This is a genomic window from Roseateles albus (genome assembly GCF_028595345.1).
In the GTDB taxonomy this organism is placed as follows: Bacteria; Pseudomonadota; Gammaproteobacteria; order Burkholderiales; family Burkholderiaceae_C; genus Paucibacter_A; species Paucibacter_A albus.
Window position 1 is genome coordinate 1 of the sequence record NZ_JAQQXT010000026.1, and the last position, 15509, is coordinate 15509.

At 61.4% G+C, this 15509-nt stretch carries 18 protein-coding genes; 7 read left to right on the plus strand and 11 right to left on the minus strand.

What is annotated here, in order from left to right:
* Positions 1 to 71 precede the first annotated feature (71 nt).
* Entirely contained in the window at positions 72 to 1058 is a 987-nt protein-coding gene (lipA, locus tag PRZ03_RS23390) for a lipoyl synthase (protein ID WP_273602515.1), read from the minus strand.
* A gap of 22 nt (positions 1059 to 1080) precedes the next feature.
* Positions 1081 to 1752 carry a lipoyl(octanoyl) transferase LipB gene (gene lipB, locus PRZ03_RS23395; RefSeq protein WP_273602516.1) on the minus strand — a complete coding sequence of 224 codons (672 nt, stop codon included), beginning with the start codon at positions 1750 to 1752 and terminating at the stop codon, positions 1081 to 1083.
* Between the two features lie 90 nt (positions 1753 to 1842).
* Here lipB and PRZ03_RS23400 point away from each other — a divergent pair, with 90 nt between their 5' ends.
* Positions 1843 to 2511, plus strand: coding sequence for a tetratricopeptide repeat protein (locus tag PRZ03_RS23400; protein WP_273602517.1), 669 nt, complete (start codon positions 1843 to 1845; stop codon positions 2509 to 2511).
* A 79-nt stretch (positions 2512 to 2590) separates the two neighbouring features.
* Here PRZ03_RS23400 and PRZ03_RS23405 read toward each other — a convergent pair whose 3' ends face one another.
* The 7 genes from PRZ03_RS23405 to PRZ03_RS23435 are packed head-to-tail and all read right to left on the minus strand — an operon-like array spanning position 2591 to position 7524.
* Positions 2591 to 2893 (minus strand): DUF493 family protein, encoded by a 303-nt coding sequence (locus tag PRZ03_RS23405; protein ID WP_273602518.1) that lies wholly within the window; start codon positions 2891 to 2893, stop codon positions 2591 to 2593.
* A gap of 7 nt (positions 2894 to 2900) precedes the next feature.
* Complete coding sequence (locus PRZ03_RS23410) at positions 2901 to 3779, minus strand: D-amino acid aminotransferase (protein WP_273602519.1); 879 nt, start codon at positions 3777 to 3779, stop codon at positions 2901 to 2903.
* A 49-nt stretch (positions 3780 to 3828) separates the two neighbouring features.
* Entirely contained in the window at positions 3829 to 4977 is a 1149-nt protein-coding gene (locus tag PRZ03_RS23415; protein WP_263534377.1) for a D-alanyl-D-alanine carboxypeptidase family protein, read from the minus strand.
* 25 nt (positions 4978 to 5002) lie between these two features.
* Complete coding sequence (locus PRZ03_RS23420) at positions 5003 to 5629, minus strand: alpha/beta hydrolase (RefSeq protein WP_273602520.1); 627 nt, start codon at positions 5627 to 5629, stop codon at positions 5003 to 5005.
* 3 nt (positions 5630 to 5632) lie between these two features.
* Positions 5633 to 5959 carry a (2Fe-2S) ferredoxin domain-containing protein gene (locus tag PRZ03_RS23425; RefSeq protein WP_273602521.1) on the minus strand — a complete coding sequence of 109 codons (327 nt, stop codon included), beginning with the start codon at positions 5957 to 5959 and terminating at the stop codon, positions 5633 to 5635.
* 27 nt (positions 5960 to 5986) lie between these two features.
* Positions 5987 to 7090 (minus strand): VanZ family protein, encoded by a 1104-nt coding sequence (locus tag PRZ03_RS23430; protein ID WP_263534374.1) that lies wholly within the window; start codon positions 7088 to 7090, stop codon positions 5987 to 5989.
* Between the two features lie 11 nt (positions 7091 to 7101).
* On the minus strand, positions 7102 to 7524 hold the full coding sequence (locus PRZ03_RS23435) for a CopD family protein (protein WP_263534373.1): 423 nt from the start codon (positions 7522 to 7524) through the stop codon (positions 7102 to 7104).
* 293 nt (positions 7525 to 7817) lie between these two features.
* Here PRZ03_RS23435 and hemB point away from each other — a divergent pair, with 293 nt between their 5' ends.
* Together hemB and PRZ03_RS23445 are read left to right on the plus strand one after the other, a co-directional pair.
* Positions 7818 to 8837: a porphobilinogen synthase gene (gene hemB, locus PRZ03_RS23440; protein WP_273602522.1), complete on the plus strand. Its 1020-nt coding sequence runs from the start codon at positions 7818 to 7820 to the stop codon at positions 8835 to 8837.
* Positions 8837 to 9934: a magnesium transporter CorA family protein gene (locus tag PRZ03_RS23445; protein WP_263534371.1), complete on the plus strand. Its 1098-nt coding sequence runs from the start codon at positions 8837 to 8839 to the stop codon at positions 9932 to 9934. The genes hemB and PRZ03_RS23445 overlap by 1 nt, the downstream gene beginning before the upstream one ends.
* Positions 9935 to 9943: 9 nt before the next feature.
* On the opposite strand, the gene ybeY is transcribed toward PRZ03_RS23445, so the two are convergent.
* Both ybeY and PRZ03_RS23455 read right to left on the minus strand, forming a co-directional pair.
* The gene (gene ybeY / locus PRZ03_RS23450; RefSeq protein WP_273602523.1) at positions 9944 to 10390 is read right to left on the minus strand and encodes an rRNA maturation RNase YbeY; all 447 of its coding nucleotides are present in this window, start codon (positions 10388 to 10390) and stop codon (positions 9944 to 9946) included.
* Positions 10387 to 11418 (minus strand): PhoH family protein, encoded by a 1032-nt coding sequence (locus tag PRZ03_RS23455; RefSeq protein ID WP_273602524.1) that lies wholly within the window; start codon positions 11416 to 11418, stop codon positions 10387 to 10389. Before PRZ03_RS23455 ends, ybeY begins: the two co-directional genes overlap by 4 nt.
* A gap of 128 nt (positions 11419 to 11546) precedes the next feature.
* Between PRZ03_RS23455 and PRZ03_RS23460 the strand changes: the two genes are divergently transcribed.
* The 4 genes from PRZ03_RS23460 (at position 11547) to ruvB (ending at position 15438) form a co-directional block, all read left to right on the plus strand.
* Positions 11547 to 12989, plus strand: coding sequence for a sensor histidine kinase (locus PRZ03_RS23460; protein WP_273602525.1), 1443 nt, complete (start codon positions 11547 to 11549; stop codon positions 12987 to 12989).
* A 140-nt stretch (positions 12990 to 13129) separates the two neighbouring features.
* On the plus strand, positions 13130 to 13783 hold the full coding sequence (locus tag PRZ03_RS23465; protein WP_263534367.1) for a response regulator: 654 nt from the start codon (positions 13130 to 13132) through the stop codon (positions 13781 to 13783).
* 30 nt (positions 13784 to 13813) lie between these two features.
* Entirely contained in the window at positions 13814 to 14386 is a 573-nt protein-coding gene (gene ruvA / locus PRZ03_RS23470; protein ID WP_273602526.1) for a Holliday junction branch migration protein RuvA, read from the plus strand.
* Positions 14383 to 15438 carry a Holliday junction branch migration DNA helicase RuvB gene (ruvB, locus tag PRZ03_RS23475; RefSeq protein WP_273602527.1) on the plus strand — a complete coding sequence of 352 codons (1056 nt, stop codon included), beginning with the start codon at positions 14383 to 14385 and terminating at the stop codon, positions 15436 to 15438. Before ruvA ends, ruvB begins: the two co-directional genes overlap by 4 nt.
* Positions 15439 to 15509 lie beyond the last annotated feature (71 nt).

The window sequence follows — 15509 nt, forward strand, 5'->3', positions numbered from 1 at the left end:
CGGGTAACCGGCATTTCTTCAATCGTTCTGAGTGTCAACCTATCTCAGGACGGGTCATGTGGGCTTGGCGATCAGCTGCCCGCAACCACCCCATGGGCCTGCTGATCGGCGTGATAGCTGGAGCGCACCATCGCGCCAACGGCCGCGTGGCTGAATCCCATTTTGTAGGCTTCTTCCTCGAACATCGTGAAGGTATCCGGGTGCACATAGCGGCGCACCGGCAGGTGGTGACCGCTCGGCGCCAGGTATTGCCCGATGGTCAACATATCGATGTTGTGGGCGCGCATATCGCGCATCACCTGCAGGATTTCTTCGTCGGTTTCGCCCAGGCCCACCATGATGCCGCTCTTGGTCGGCACGCCGGGCACCGCGGCCTTGAAGTTCTTCAACAGGTCCAGGCTGAACTGGTAGTCTGAGCCGGGCCGGGCTTCCTTATACAGACGCGGCGCGGTTTCCAGATTGTGGTTCATCACGTCCGGCGGCGCGGCTTTGAGGATGTCCAGCGCACGGTCGGCACGGCCACGGAAGTCGGGTACCAGCACTTCGATCTGCGTCGTTGGACTCAATTCGCGGACTTGGCGAATGCATTCGGCGAAATGGCCAGCACCGCCGTCGCGCAAGTCATCGCGGTCCACGCTGGTGATCACGACGTACTTGAGCTTCAAGGCGGCAATCGTCTTGGCAAGATTCAGTGGCTCTGCCTCGTCCAGCGGATCGGGCCGACCATGGCCGACATCGCAGAACGGGCAGCGCCGCGTGCACTTATCGCCCATGATCATGAAGGTGGCCGTGCCCTTGCCGAAGCATTCGCCGATATTCGGGCAGGACGCTTCTTCGCAGACGGTGTGCAGCTTGTGCTCGCGCAGGATCTGCTTGATCTCGTAGAAACGGGTCGACGGCGAGCCAGCCTTGACGCGGATCCAGTCGGGCTTTTTCAGGGTTTCGGCCGGAACGATCTTGATCGGGATTCGGGCGGTCTTGGCCTGCGATTTTTGTTTGGCGCTGGCGTCATACGCCTCGCCCGTCTTCGCTTCGTGAGTGATGTTCTCGGTCGCCATGCCAGCCAAACTCCATGCTTGTTCAGCGCTCCAGCTGGGCTTGTAGCCGCTCCCCGAAGCGCGCGGCCACAGTCGGCCAATCCGCAAAAACCCCAAGTGTAACGAGGTCCACCGTCGCCAACCCCGCATAGCCACAAGGGTTGATGCCGGCAAAGGGCTGCAAATCCATCGCCACGTTCAGCGCCACGCCGTGGTAAGTGCACTGACGACTGACCTTGATGCCGAGTGCCGCAACCTTGCCCAAGCCCGCAAAAGGGTTCAGCGGATCGACCGGGCCGGTCAAGGCGGCATGGCTTTGCGGATCATCTAAGCGCACATAAATGCCCGGCGCACCGGCGACGCGGTGGCCGGTGATGCCGTAGCCATCCAGCGTTTGGATCACTGCCGTTTCCAGCCTGAATACATACTCGCGCACAAAGTAGCCGAGCCGCTGCAGATTGAGCAGCGGATAGGCGACGACCTGACCTGGGCCGTGATAAGTGACCTGGCCGCCACGGTTGGTTTGCACCACCGGAATGCCACCCGCTTCGAGCACATGGTCCGCGCGGCCGGCCAGGCCTTGGGTATAGGTGGGCGGATGCTCACACAACCACAATTCATCGGGGGTATCGGGGCCGCGCTTTTCGGTAAAAGCCCGCATCGCTTCGACGGTGGCCTCGTAATCCACCAGGCCCAAGGTTTTCACAAGAATCATGCCGCTATCGTAGCGCCGGGCTGTAAGGCCTGAGTCCTGCGGGCCGACACAGATTCAGTTAAGGTCACGCCTCAATTGCCAAGGAAGCCCATGTCTACTCGTCTTCAGTCCTCGTTTGCCGTAGCCCTGATGCTGGCGGCGCTGGTCGGCAGCCCCCGCGCGCAGACTGCTGCGACGCCATTGGAACTCGCGGTCGAGGCCTATGAGTCGGGGGACTTGAAAACCGCAGCGCGCAGCTTCACCGCGCTGTCGGCCAAGCGTGACCCCTTGGGTGACTACAACCTGGCCATGATGCATTTGCGCGCCGAGCTGCCCAAGCCCAATCCCCTCGAGGCCAAGCGCCTGCTGGAGCGCGCTGCGGCCAAGGGGCTGGTGCGCGCGGAACTGGCACTGGGTCAGCTGTACGAACAAGGCGTCTTGGGCAAGCCCGAACTGGCAGCTTCTACGGTCTGGTATGCCCGCGCGGCCGAGCATGGCAGCGTCGACGCCCAGGTGGCGTTGGCCACCGCCTACTACCTGGGTCGCGGCGCACCACTGGATATGAAACAAGCGGCGCGCTGGTTCCGCGAAGCGGCCACAGGCGGCGATGTCGGCGCGCAATACCTGCTCGCCTCGATGTATGAAACAGGGCTGGGGCTGCCAGCCGATTTGCGCCTGGCGCGCTATTGGTACGACATCGCCGCACGCAATGGCGACGAAGCGGCGCCCAGCAAGCTGATCGATTTGGATCGCAGGTTGGCTGCGGAACCGACGACCTAAACAAGCCCGTTTATATCTACCAACCCGCTCAATCAGTTGGGGCCAGAGCTTGCCTGGCGGCAAGGTCTAGCCCACAAGGTCATAAGACTATTTTCACCATCGGATGCGTGCTCAGCGTCCGATATAGCTCATCGAGTTGCTCGCGGCTGGTCGCCGTCACGGTGATGGTCAGGCCCAGGTAATTGCCGGCCTTGCTGGGGCGGCGCTCGATGGTCTGTTCATCAAACTCGGGATCGAACTGCCGCGCCACCATCACGATGGCTTCGACAAAACCGTCCACATGGGTGCCCATCACCTTGATCGGGAACTTGGACGGGTACTCGATCAGCGACTGCTCCGGTGGGATGTCCGGGGGCAAATTGATGGGGGGCAAATTACTCATGGCTGGCTCAAATGGATTGCAATAACTTGGCGCGTTGGTAGGCCTCGTACAGCCGCGCATAGACCGGGCCGGGCTTGCCGCGCAGCGCCCCATGCCCGACCGCTTCATGATCCAGCTTGGTGACCGGCAAGACCTCCTTGGACGAGGAGCTGAGAATGATTTCATCGGCCGCAAACAGATCGGCTTCCGAGATCGGCCGCAGCTTGTAGCCAATGCCGACCTCCTCGCACAACTCCTTCAGCAGCTCGACCCTGATCCCCTCCAACACATGCTCGCTCTTGGGCGGGCCGAGCAAGGCGCCCTCTTTGACGATCCAGACATTGGAGGCCGAGGCCTCGGTCAGAAAACCATCACGCAAGAGAATCGTCTCCATCGCACCCTGATCGGCCGATATTTGCCGCGCCAGTACATTGCCAAGCAGCGAGGTGCTCTTGATATCGCCGCGCTCCCAGCGAAAGTCCCGCGCCGTGATGCAGGACACGCCGTGATGCCTGTCCTCCGCGCTGACCGGCTTGGCCGGGCTGCTGTAGGCAAACAGCGTCGGCTTGATCTGCGACGGCATGACATGATTGCGCGGCGCAACACCGCGCGTCACTTGCAAGTAGACCGCCTGGTCTTCGGCGCCCACTTTGGAAATCAGCTTGCGGGCGATCTCCAGCCATTCGGCACGCAGCAGCGGGCTTTCGATGCGCAGCTTGGCCAGATTGCGCTCCAAACGATCCATATGGCTCTCGAAACGGAACAGCAGCCGGCCATAGACCGGCAGCATTTCGTAGACGCCATCGCCGAAGATGAAGCCGCGATCCATCACCGAAATCTTGGCTTCGACCAAAGGCGTGTACTCACCGTTCAGATAGCAAAAGACATCGGGCAAGGTGCTTTTCATGCGGCTCTCCTGATCGGGCTTGAGCTTACGCCCAAAGCACGCTGACTCGTCATTTGATCCAGAGGCGGATTGCGTCCCAGGCTCGGCCAAAAATGCCGGCCATCGGCACCTCTTCTTGTACCACCAAGGGCACCTCGGCCACGGCCACGCCGCCGGTCGTGGTGACCTTGAGTGTGCCCACGCGCTGGCCCTTGCTCAGTGGCGCCACCAAGGGATCGGTACGCTCGACCTTGGTCTGCAGCTTGGCACCCTCGCCGCGTGGCACCGCCACAAACACCGGCCCGGCCGCACCCAGCTTGGCCTCGCGCACGGCGCCCTTCCACACCGGCACGGTGCTGATGGCTTGGCCGTTGTCAAACAGGCGCACCGCATCGAAGGCGGAGTAGCCCCAGTTCAGCAACTTCTGGCTCTCGCTGGCGCGCGCTTCTTTGGACGCCGTGCCCATCACGACGCTGAGCAGTCGGCGCTTGCCGTTAGGAAATTCGCGCTGGGCGCTGGCCACCAGGCAGTAGCCGGCCGCTTCGGTGTAGCCGGTCTTCATGCCGTCGACGCTGGGGTCGCGGCGCAAGAGCAGGTTGCGGTTGTCTTGGCGAATCTTGTTGAAAGTGAAATCGCGCTGTGAGTAATAGCCGTAGAACTCGGGGAAGTCACGAATCAGGTTGGAGCCGATCACCGACAGATCGCGTGCGCTGCTGCGGTGGCCCGGCTCGGTCATGCCGGTGACATTCTTGAACTCGGTATTCTTCAGGCCCCAGGCCTGTGCCTGGCGATTCATCATCGCGACAAATTGCTCCACCGTGCCGCCCACGCCCTCGGCCAAGGCCACCGATGCATCATTGCCGGACTGGATGATCATGCCGCGCAGCAGTTCGTCGACCTTGGGCGTCATGGTGGTGTCGATGAACATCAGCGAAGGGTCGCCCTTGCGCTCATCCCAGGCACGCTTGGAAATGGTCAGCGTCTGATCCAGCGTCAGGCGCTTGTCGCGCAGCGCGCCGAACACCACATAAGCAGTCATCAGCTTGGTCAGTGAGGCCGGGTCGTTGGGCGTGTCGGCGTCGCGCTCGGACAAGACCTTGTTGGAGGTCATGTCCAGCAGCAAAAAGCTGCGCGCAGCAATCTCGGGCGGCTGCGGCGCTTGCGCATGAACAGTGAAGGCGCTGGCAGCGGCCAACACAAAGGCAATCAATCGTTTCATCAAGGAGTCTCGAAAATCGGGGAAATCAAATTTGCCAGTTGCGAACAATGATGTTCTTCAGCAGAGGCAACTGGCCATGGAAAAAATGTCCGACGCCGGGCACGACAACGACGGGCAGCGACTGCGGACGAGCCCAGTCCAGCACCGAGGCAAGCGGGACCACATCGTCAACCTCGCCGTGGATTACCAGTGTTTCGGCGGGTACCGGCGCGGTGTCAAACCGGCTTGTCGCCGGCCCGACCAAGATCAAACGTTCGGCCACTTGGCCGTCAGGCAAACGCTGCGCGGCCTGTGATGTGACAAAAGCGCCGAACGAAAAGCCCGCCAACACAAAAGCCTCATCAGACTCGCGAAATGCAGCCAGTACGGCGAGGGCATCATCCACTTCACCCTGACCGGCATCCCATGCGCCTTCAGATTTGCCAATTCCGCGAAAGTTGAAACGCACCGCACGGTAGCCCAACTGAACCAAGGCCCGCGCCAAGGTTTGCACGACCTTGTTGTCCATCGTGCCGCCCTGGGTCGGATTCGGATGGCAAATCAGCGCCATACCGCGCAAGCGCCCGTCAAAGCCAGCGCCCGGCATATCAATCGCACATTCGATCAAGCCGGCCGGACCGGCTATCAAGCGCTTCTCGGTCAGGGAGTTCATCGCTTACAAACCCACATCATCAGACAAGACCAAGCGCTCGACGACTTGGCCATTTTTCAGATGTTTGTCGACGATTTCATCGATATCACTGTTGTCCACATAGGTGTACCAAACCGCATCCGGGTAGACCACCGCCACCGGGCCGCCGGCGCAGCGATGCAGGCAGCCGGCCTTGTTGACGCGCACGCCGCCGACTTCGGCCAACCCCAAGTCGCGCACCCTGGACTTGCAATGATCGAACCCTGCCTGGGCGCCGCTTTGAGCGCAGCTGCTCTTGCCGCTCTCGCGCTCGTTCAGGCAGAAGAATATATGGCGCTGAAAATAACTCATGCCGCCATTGTAGGGAGGGGCCGGGTTTCAGAGCTTGCGCCGGGCCATTAAGTTCAGCAAACACAGGGCTGCCGCAAACGGCCACACCCAGCCTATCCACTCCGCCAGACCGTAGAGATTGATGAAACGACCCTGCTCCCAGGTCTGCAGGCGCTGCACCAGATACGGATCGGCCGGCGTCTGGCTGATCAAAGCGATCAAGGCGCTCAACACCAAAAGCCCCAGCCCCGCGCAAACCTGCCGAGGCAAGAAGGCCGCCAGCAAACCTAACAGCAGCCCGATTGCAAGCCCCGGCCATGTGGCCAGCGTCAACCAAGCCCAGGCGTTGTGCGGGCCAAAATTCAAGCCGGTGGACAAGGCCGTGATGAGCACCCCTAACACGCCAAGCCCCAGCACCAGCAAGGCACGGCGCTTGCCGGGCTTGGCCACCGACAATACGAGCAAGGCAGGCGCCAGCAGACCCAGCGCAATGACGATCGCTTCCAAGCCCGGCGGCAGAGCGCGCGCCGCGTCGACCCATTCATCGCTCCACTGCAGGGCCCAGGGCGTGTTTTCCAGCAGGTCGACCGCAGTGTCTTGCAGATGGGGCAGCCAGCGGCCCAAACCCAAGGGCACCGAGGTGGGGAACAACAATCCCAAAGGCCAAATGGCCAGCAAGGCCAAGGCCGAAGCACTGTGCGGCACAAACCAGTATTCGCGCAACTCATGCCAGCGCCGCAGGCCACCAAAAGCATGCAGTACCAAGCCGAGCACCACCCCCGCCCAAGCGCCGATGGAATTCAACAGCCAATCGGCCAAAGAAGGCACCCGCGAGGGCAGAAAAAACTGCACCGTCTCGAGCACATAAGAGAGCAAGGGGGCCGGTAGCAGCCCGAGTAGCAATGCGCCACGCAGCCCCAGACCGCTGCGCAGGCCCGCCGCCAAGCCCAGGAGGCCCAAGGGCAAATAGCCGATCAGATTGAGCTGTTGATCAAAAGCACCGAAATACTTGGGCCAGGGCAGGCGCCACAGACTCTCAAGCGGCACGCCGGGCGGCAAGACCCAGGGACCAAAAGGGTAGAGGCTGGCATAGACGATCAAGCAGGCATAGGCCAGCAGCAACCAGGTCGCGGAGCTCTGCCGGCGTGCCATCGGCTACCCGCTTAAAAAGGCTTGACCACCACCAAAATCACGATGGCAGCAAACAGCAGGACCGACATCTCATTGAAGATGCGGAACCAGCGGTGGCTGCGCCGGTTGGCCAGCAGCTCGAAACTGCGCAAGATGCTTTTGCAGAAATGATGGTAGCCAATCACGCCGACCACCAAGGCCAGCTTGAGATGCAGCCAGCCGCGGTTGAAACCGCTGAAGTTGTCCATCCAAAGCCAGGCACCAAAACCGAGGGCCGGGATCATCAACAAGCTCATGAAACGGTACAGCTTGTGCGCCATCAAGAGCAGGCGCTCACGCTCGGCGTGGCTCTCTGTCGGCACCATGGCCAGATTGACGAAGATGCGCGGCATGTAGAACAGGCCGGCGAACCAGCTGGCCACGAAGATGATATGAAAAGCTTTGATCCAGAGCATGGCGGCATTATGCGGGGCGCGACCGCGGTGACCGAAGTGGCCGACGCAAACGCTGTCGGCACTGCTGCGGGTAGTTTGTCGCTGCGGACAAAAAAAAGCCCCGGCTCACAAGCCGGGGCGAGAAAGCCTTTTCGCTGTCATCACGCAAAGGCTCCTGCTCAGGGAGGAAAAGCAGGGAACGACCACCTTGCGGCTATCATTCGAGGTGAATATTAACAGAATCTTCACGCGGCTGTCTTTAATTGTTATCGCTTAGATTGCGCAGTCCGTCACTTTGACCCGGAGAATCGCCCTTGTCCCGCTCAGTCCTGCCTCCCGCCCCCTTCCCCTCGAGCCGCCCACGCCGCCTGCGCCGCGATGCTTTCAGCCGCGCCATGGTGCGCGAACACGCACTCAGCGCCAGCGACCTGATCCTGCCGGTCTTCGTTCATGAAGGGGTCGATCTGCGCACCCCGATTGCCTCTATGCCGGGTGTGGCCCGCTTGAGCCTGGACCACTTGATCACCGTCGCCGAAGAATGCGTGGCGCTGGGCATCCCGGCGCTGGCGCTCTTTCCGGTGATCGATAACTCACTGAAAACCCCCGATGGCAGAGAAGCAATCAACCCGGACGGCTTGGTGCCGCGTGTGGTGCGGGCGCTGAAGGCGAAATTCCCCGAACTCGGCATCTTGACCGACGTCGCGCTGGACCCCTACACCAGCCATGGCCAAGACGGCCTGCTGGACGAGACCGGCTACATCATCAATGACCGCACGGTGGAGATGCTGACCGCACAAGCCTTGGTGCAGGCCGAAGCCGGCGTTGACATCGTGGCACCTAGCGACATGATGGACGGCAGAATCGGTGCGATCCGCTGTGCTTTGGAAGCTCAGGGCCATATTCACACCCGCATCATGGCCTATAGCGCCAAATACGCCAGCGCCTTCTACGGCCCATTTCGCGACGCCGTCGGCTCGGCCGGCAACCTTGGCAAGGCGGACAAAAAGACCTACCAGATGGACCCCGGCAATAGCGATGAGGCGCTGCGCGAGGTGGCGCTGGACATCGCCGAAGGGGCAGACATGGTGATGGTCAAGCCCGGCATGCCATATCTGGACATCGTGCGCCGGGTCAAGGACGAGTTCCGCGTACCGACCTTCGCCTACCAAGTCAGCGGCGAATACGCGATGCTCAAAGCGGCCGCTGCGAACGGCTGGCTCGCCCATGACGCGGTGATGATGGAGTCGCTCTTGGCCTTCAAGCGCGCCGGCGCCGACGGCGTGCTGACTTACTTTGCGCTTGAAGCCGCCCGCCTGCTGAAGAAGAACGGCTGATGCGGGTCTTCCACATCCGAGGGGATCAGTTCACCGAACTGGGGCAACTCCCGGCTGACCCGCCGGAAGGTGGCTATTTATGGCTGGCCTTTGGCCGGCGCGAGTTCGAGTTGCACTATATGGACGTGCAGCTCGGCCTGCAGCGCTGGAACTGCGGAGCCCTGGTCGACCTGCATGTGGCCGACCTGATCAACAACCAGCTGCCCTCGCATTTCGATTACACCTCCTGGTACGACATGTTGATCTTCCGCCGGTTGGCGGCGGCCCCCGGCAGTGAAGACTTGTTCGTGGACGATCAGCATGGCACGCTGGCCAGCGCGCAAAAAGCGCTGAGGGCTATCGACACCAGCCCGGTCGGCTTTGCCGTATTTGACCGCGTGCTGCTGAGCGTGCACCCGACCGACTGCGCGGTGCGTGACTACTTCGCCCAAAAGCTCGGTGCCCTGACCGAGGGCCGCGACCTGCGCGGCGCCTCGCGCCTGCCCAATAGCTCGGCCGAGCTGATGCTGCGCATGGTCAACCATATGGTGGACAGCTATCTGGACTTGCGGCGCTTGCTGACCCGGCAGATGCAAACGGTGCAACATGCCTTGATGGATTCGCAGCGTGAGTTCCATGAGTGGCCGCTGCTGCTGGAGTCGCGCGACGCGCTGCACAGGCTTGAAGATACTTGCGAGGATCAACGCAGCGCGATGCAGGAGTGGATCGACGTATTGGACGACTGGCCGGCCTCGCAAGACGCGGCCGTGCTGCGCGACCGCGAACTGCTGCGCGTGCGTTCACGCGACGTGTTGGAGCATATCGAGCGGGTATTGACTCATGTGCGACGCATGGAATCATCATCAGAGTCGGCGGTGCAAATGCACTTCTCGGCGCTTGGGCACCGCACCAACAACATCATGCGCACCTTGACCGTGCTGACTGCAATTTTTCTGCCGCTGAACCTGATCACCGGCATCTTCGGCATGAACTTCGACACTCTGCCCTTGATTCACCGCGCCACCGGCGTCTGGATCGCCCTGGGCGTGATGGTGATGATCGCGCTCTTGCTGGGCAGCTTCTTCTGGCGCAAGCGCTACCTGGGCACTCGACGCTAGTTCCGCAAATCAAGCCGCCGGATAGGGGTCCGCGAAACCCAGGCCCAGCATGATTTCGGTCTCGCGGCCCTCCATGCAGGCGGCCTCGTCGTCTTCTTCGTGGTCATAACCCTGCGCATGCAGGGTGCCGTGCACCAACATATGAGCGTAGTAGGCGGCGATATCGGTGCCCGCCTCCGAGGCTTCGCGCTCCACCACCTGGGCACAAATCACCAGGTCGGCCGTCACCACAGGCTCATGGCTGTAGTCGAAGGTCAGCACATTGGTTGCGTAGTCCTTGCCCCGGAACTCGCGGTTGAGCGCCTGCCCTTCTTCGGCGCCAACAATGCGCACGGTCAACTCGCCCGGCAGCTCCAGTGCGGCACGGATCCAGCGCATCACCTTGTGGCGAGGCAGCAGCGCGCGGTGCCGGGGGTCGGCAAACTGCAAGGACAAACTCAGTTCGGGCTGGCTCATGCTGCACTTCCTTTGCTCTTTAACTTGGCCTCGGCCTTGGTGCGCGCCTCATAGGCCTCCACGATCCGCGCCACCAAGGGATGACGCACCACATCGGCGCTGGTGAAATGCGTCATGGCGATGCCCTCCACCTTGACCAGCACCCGCTCGGCGTCGACCAGACCGCTGGTAGCCCCCTTGGGCAGGTCCACCTGGCTGGTATCGCCGGTGATCACGCATTTGCTGCCGAAGCCGATGCGGGTCAGGAACATTTTCATCTGCTCGGGCGTGGTGTTTTGCGCTTCGTCCAGAATCACAAAAGCATGATTGAGCGTGCGACCGCGCATAAAGGCCAAGGGCGCGACTTCCAAGCTTCCTTTCTCAAACGCTTTGGTGACCTTGTCGAAGCCCATCAACTCATACAGCGCGTCATACAGGGGGCGCAAATAAGGATCGACCTTCTGGGTCAAATCCCCGGGCAAGAAGCCCAGGCGCTCGCCGGCCTCAACCGCCGGCCGCGTCAGGATGATGCGCTGCACGCTGTTGCGCTCCAGCGCATCGACGGCACAGGCCACGGCCAGATAGGTCTTGCCGGTGCCGGCCGGGCCTAAACCAAAAGTGATGTCATGCCCCATGATTTGGCGCAGGTATTGATGCTGCAAAGGCGTGCGGCCAGCCAGATCGGCACGGCGCGTGCGCAAGACCAGCGCCTCTGTCGCTGCGGCATCCGCCGATTTTGTCGCTTTCGCCGGGACGGCCGAGGCTTGACGGCGTTTTTTGGCCGGGGCCAGTTCACTGACGGCTTCGGCCAGTGCCAAATGCAAAAGCTCGGGCGCGATAGCGCGCTGACCACGCTCATAAAGCGTTTGCAAGAGCTGCAAGGTACGGGCTGCGGCGGCCCGTGCGCCTTCGATGCGGAAATGCGCATGCTGGCGCGTGATGCTGACACCCATGCTGGTTTCAATCAGCCGCAAATGCCCGTCCAAGCTGCCGCACAAATGCGCCAAGCGCTGGTTGTCAATCGGGGCAAAATCATGGCGAAGCATCATGGCGGCGGTATTTGGGCGCAGTGGGCAAGGCTCGCATTGTCGCCCGTGCAAGCACTGGGTCGCAGCCGCTCGCGCGTCCTGCACAATCGCGCCCATACCTAGCTTGTTGGACAGATAGAAACTCCGTCATGGTCAAACCAATTCGATTGATAGCTGCGGCAGCCCTTGGCACGCTCTTGCTCCCGGCTTTGCTGCTGGCTCAGCCGACCCAAGCCCCTGCCCTAGGCCCTTCCGGTCTCAGCGCCATCATCAGCACTTGGCTGATGGCCATGCTGATGATGATGGGCGTCACGACCGGCTTGCTGGCCCGCCTTTGCCCGGCAGACAGGCGTTTGCCCTACCTCAGCGGCATGATGCTCAGCGCCGTGGCCTGGGCGATGCTGCTTGAGTTCCGACCCGGCCTAGCGGGCGCAGAGATGGGCTTGCTGGCGCTGCTGACCTTTTGTGCGCTGCGCTTTGTGCTGAGGCCTTTGCTGGGCCTACCGGCCTGGCTTGCCTCGGCACTGCGGGTGCAGTTGGTACTGGCGCCGCTGACGGTAGGGCTGCTGGGCGACACACAACTGCCCTGGCTGGCGCAGTGCTGGTTCGCAGCCTTGGCGCTGGAGCTGCTGCTGGCCGTCGTCTATTACCTGCGCTCGCACAGCAGTGACGCAGAGCCCGTCGTCGAACCGCTGCTGCCCCAACTCAACGATCCGCTGCTGCTGCGCGCACTGCTGAGCCTGCTAGCACTGTCGGCCTCGGCCTTGATGCTGATGCAGGTTGCACCAGCCTGGTCTATGGGCGGCGATGCCTTGGCAGCCACACCGCCGAGTATTTCCTTGCTCCTCTTATGGGGCATGGCGCTGCTGCTGATGGCGCTTGGGCTGCAGACACTTGCCGCGTTAGCACGCGCCCGCAGGCTGGCCGAGATCCGCCACGCACAGGCCGAACAAGATATGCATGCAAGAGTTGCCGAAGTCGAGCTCAGCTTTGGCGCCTTGGTGGAACAAAAGCTGGAGCAAGTGACCGAACGAGAGCGCAAACGCATTGCGGCCGATCTGCACGATGACTTGGGCGCCAAGCTGCTGACGATTGTTCACACCAGCGAGTCCGACCGCATCTCGACCCTGGCGCGTGAAGCGCTGGAAGAAATGCGTTTGTCGGTGCGGGGGCTGACGGGCAAGCCGGTGCAGTTGCTGGACGCCCTGGGCGACTGGCGGGCCGAGCTGGTGTCCAGGTTGGGTCAGGCCAATATCCTGGCAGAGTGGGAATCACCGACGGAGGACATCGTCCACACCCTGCCAGCGCGCGCTTACGTGCAAACCACACGGATCTTCCGCGAGGCCGTCAGCAACATCATCAAGCACAGCGGCGGCACACATTGCAATATCAGCTGCAAGGTTCAAGACGGCGACTTTCTGGTCGTGATCCAGGACAATGGTCAGGGCATACCGGCCGAACTGGACGGTAGGCTGGACCGGGGGCATGGCATGGCGAGCATGAAATCCCGCGCCAAGCAAATGCATGGGCAATGCCTGGTCGAATCGGGGCCAGGCTGGGGCACGGTGATACGCCTGACGATTCCGCTCTGAATAAACGTGCATCTCGCACATCTGCGTCAGTTGATCAAGCTCAGGCCGCTTGGCTTCAAGCCGATAAAGCCTTACCGTCATCGACTGAGATGCAAGTGAGCGCATGCCGCGCCCCGCCTCTTCGGAACACCGAGAACACCATGGACAATATTCTGTTGCTTGAAGATATTCCCGAAATCCGCGCCTGGCTGAAGGCGCTGATCAAGCAAGTCTTCGTCAATGCACAGATCACCGAATGCTCGCGCGTTCAAGACGCGCTGGCCTTCGTCAACAGTCATCGCTTTGATCTGGCACTGCTTGATCTGGGACTACCGGATGGCTCGGGCGTGGACGTCATTGCCGCCTTGCGCGACCGCCAGCCGGAGGCGCAGTCGGTGATCGTGACCATTCACGATGATGACGAGCACCTTTTCCCGGCCTTGCAAGCCGGCGCCTTTGGTTATCTGCTGAAAGAACAATCGCGCGAGTTGTTGATCGAACAGTTGCAGCGCATGAGCCAGGGCGAACCGCCGCTGTCGCCGTCAATCGCCCGCAAGGTGATCTCCTACTTCGGCAAACAAAGGCGCCAGCAGGCGGCCGCACCCGTCCAAGAGGTTTCACTGACTGACCGTGAAACCGAAGTCTTGCTGCGTGTAGCCAAAGGCTTCACCCTGCCGGAGATCGGCGTGCAACTGGGCTTGTCACGCCACACCATTGCCGATTATGTGAAGCAGATCTATCGCAAACTGAATGTCTCTTCGCGCGCCGAAGCGGCACTCGAAGCGCAGCGCCTCGGTCTATTTGGCAGAAGCTGATTCTTACCCGTTCGGCCGGATAATGGCCGGATGATAGGAAGACTCACAGGCGTCATTGCGGAGAAATCGCCCCCGCTGGTTCTCATAGACGTGCAGGGCGTCGGCTACGAGGTCGATGTGCCCATGAGCACCTTCTACAACTTGGGCGGCCTGGGCGACAAGGTCAGTTTGCTGACCCATTTTGTGGTTCGCGAAGACGCCCAGATCCTGTTTGGCTTCCTCAGCGCAGAGGAGCGCACCACCTTTCGCCAGTTGATCAAGATCAGCGGTGTCGGCCCCCGCATGGCGCTTTCGCTGCTGTCTGGCTTGTCAGTGGCCGAGCTGGCTCAAGCCGTCGCACGCCAAGAAGCTGCACGCTTGGTCAAGGTGCCCGGCGTAGGCAAGAAGACCGCCGAGCGGCTGCTGCTTGAGCTCAAAGGCAAACTCGGGCCAGATCTGGCCGTGCCAATCAGCATGGTCAACGACAACCAAGGTGACATCTTGCAGGCGCTGGTGGCGCTCGGCTACAGCGAGAAAGACGCCGCACTGGCACTGAAGCCCTTGCCGGCCGATGTCGGCGTGAGTGACGGCATCAAGCTGGCTCTGAGGGCACTGTCACGATGAGCATTCAAACCGATGATTTCGGTAGCGCGCCGATACGCGTCGTTAGCGCAGCACCAAGCTCGCCCAAAGAAGAAGCGATTGAGCGCGCGTTACGGCCAAAGTTGCTGGACGAATATGTCGGCCAGACCAAGGCACGTGAACAGCTGGAAATCTTCATCGGTGCAGCCCGCAAGCGCGATGAGGCGATGGATCATGTGCTTTTGTTTGGCCCGCCGGGCCTAGGCAAGACCACGCTTTCCCACATCATTGCCGCCGAGTTGGGCGTCAATTTGCGCCAGACCTCCGGGCCGGTGCTGGAGAAGCCCAAGGATCTGGCAGCGATCCTGACCAATCTCGAGAAGAACGACGTGCTCTTTATCGACGAGATACACCGCCTCTCGCCGGTGGTGGAGGAAATTCTTTACCCCGCGCTGGAGGACTATCAGATCGACATCATGATCGGCGAAGGCCCGGCTGCGCGCTCGATCAAGCTCGATCTGCAACCGTTCACGCTGGTGGGCGCCACCACCCGCGCCGGCATGCTGACCAACCCACTGCGCGACCGTTTCGGCATCGTGGCGCGACTGGAGTTCTATACGGCCGAGGAGTTGCAGCGCATCGTCACCCGCTCCGCCGCGCTGCTGAACACGCCGATGGATGAAGAAGGCGCGTTAGAGATTGCTCGTCGCTCGCGCGGCACGCCGCGTATTGCTAACCGATTACTTCGGCGGGTGCGCGACTATGCCGACGTCAAGGGAGATGGCCGCATAGGCAAAGCCATTGCGGACAAAGCGCTGGCAATGCTGGATGTAGACCCGCGTGGCTTTGATTTGATGGACCGCAAATTACTGGAGGCCATCGTGCACCGCTTTGACGGTGGGCCGGTGGGCCTAGAGAACGTCGCCGCAGCCATTGGCGAGGAAGCGGGCACGATTGAAGACGTGATCGAGCCCTATCTGATACAGCAAGGCTTTTTGCAACGTACGCCAAGGGGGCGTATCGCGACCTTGGCGGCATTCAGGCATCTGGGCGTGACGCCACCCAAGGCGATGGGGGCTTTGTTCGACGAATAGTCGAAGCTCTTGCCTGACCCGTCCTGAGATAGGTTGACACTCAGAACGATTGAAGAATTGCCGGTTACCCC

Excerpts from the sequence above, each read along its gene's own strand:
- PRZ03_RS23405 (WP_273602518.1), bottom strand. The coding sequence starts at position 2,893 with ATGAGTAATTTGCCCCCCATCAATTTGCCCCCGGACATCCCACCGGAG.
- PRZ03_RS23455 (WP_273602524.1), bottom strand. The coding sequence starts at position 11,418 with ATGATGCTTCGCCATGATTTTGCCCCGATTGACAACCAGCGCTTGGCG.
- PRZ03_RS23460 (WP_273602525.1), top strand. The coding sequence starts at position 11,547 with ATGGTCAAACCAATTCGATTGATAGCTGCGGCAGCCCTTGGCACGCTC.
- PRZ03_RS23425 (WP_273602521.1), bottom strand. The coding sequence starts at position 5,959 with ATGAGTTATTTTCAGCGCCATATATTCTTCTGCCTGAACGAGCGCGAG.
- PRZ03_RS23445 (WP_263534371.1), top strand. The coding sequence starts at position 8,837 with ATGCGGGTCTTCCACATCCGAGGGGATCAGTTCACCGAACTGGGGCAA.
- PRZ03_RS23420 (WP_273602520.1), bottom strand. The coding sequence starts at position 5,629 with ATGAACTCCCTGACCGAGAAGCGCTTGATAGCCGGTCCGGCCGGCTTG.
- PRZ03_RS23465 (WP_263534367.1), top strand. The coding sequence starts at position 13,130 with ATGGACAATATTCTGTTGCTTGAAGATATTCCCGAAATCCGCGCCTGG.
- lipB (WP_273602516.1), bottom strand. The coding sequence starts at position 1,752 with ATGATTCTTGTGAAAACCTTGGGCCTGGTGGATTACGAGGCCACCGTC.
- lipA (WP_273602515.1), bottom strand. The coding sequence starts at position 1,058 with ATGGCGACCGAGAACATCACTCACGAAGCGAAGACGGGCGAGGCGTAT.
- ruvA (WP_273602526.1), top strand. The coding sequence starts at position 13,814 with ATGATAGGAAGACTCACAGGCGTCATTGCGGAGAAATCGCCCCCGCTG.
- ruvB (WP_273602527.1), top strand. The coding sequence starts at position 14,383 with ATGAGCATTCAAACCGATGATTTCGGTAGCGCGCCGATACGCGTCGTT.
- ybeY (WP_273602523.1), bottom strand. The coding sequence starts at position 10,390 with ATGAGCCAGCCCGAACTGAGTTTGTCCTTGCAGTTTGCCGACCCCCGG.
- PRZ03_RS23415 (WP_263534377.1), bottom strand. The coding sequence starts at position 4,977 with ATGAAACGATTGATTGCCTTTGTGTTGGCCGCTGCCAGCGCCTTCACT.
- PRZ03_RS23400 (WP_273602517.1), top strand. The coding sequence starts at position 1,843 with ATGTCTACTCGTCTTCAGTCCTCGTTTGCCGTAGCCCTGATGCTGGCG.
- PRZ03_RS23430 (WP_263534374.1), bottom strand. The coding sequence starts at position 7,090 with ATGGCACGCCGGCAGAGCTCCGCGACCTGGTTGCTGCTGGCCTATGCC.
- PRZ03_RS23435 (WP_263534373.1), bottom strand. The coding sequence starts at position 7,524 with ATGCTCTGGATCAAAGCTTTTCATATCATCTTCGTGGCCAGCTGGTTC.
- PRZ03_RS23410 (WP_273602519.1), bottom strand. The coding sequence starts at position 3,779 with ATGAAAAGCACCTTGCCCGATGTCTTTTGCTATCTGAACGGTGAGTAC.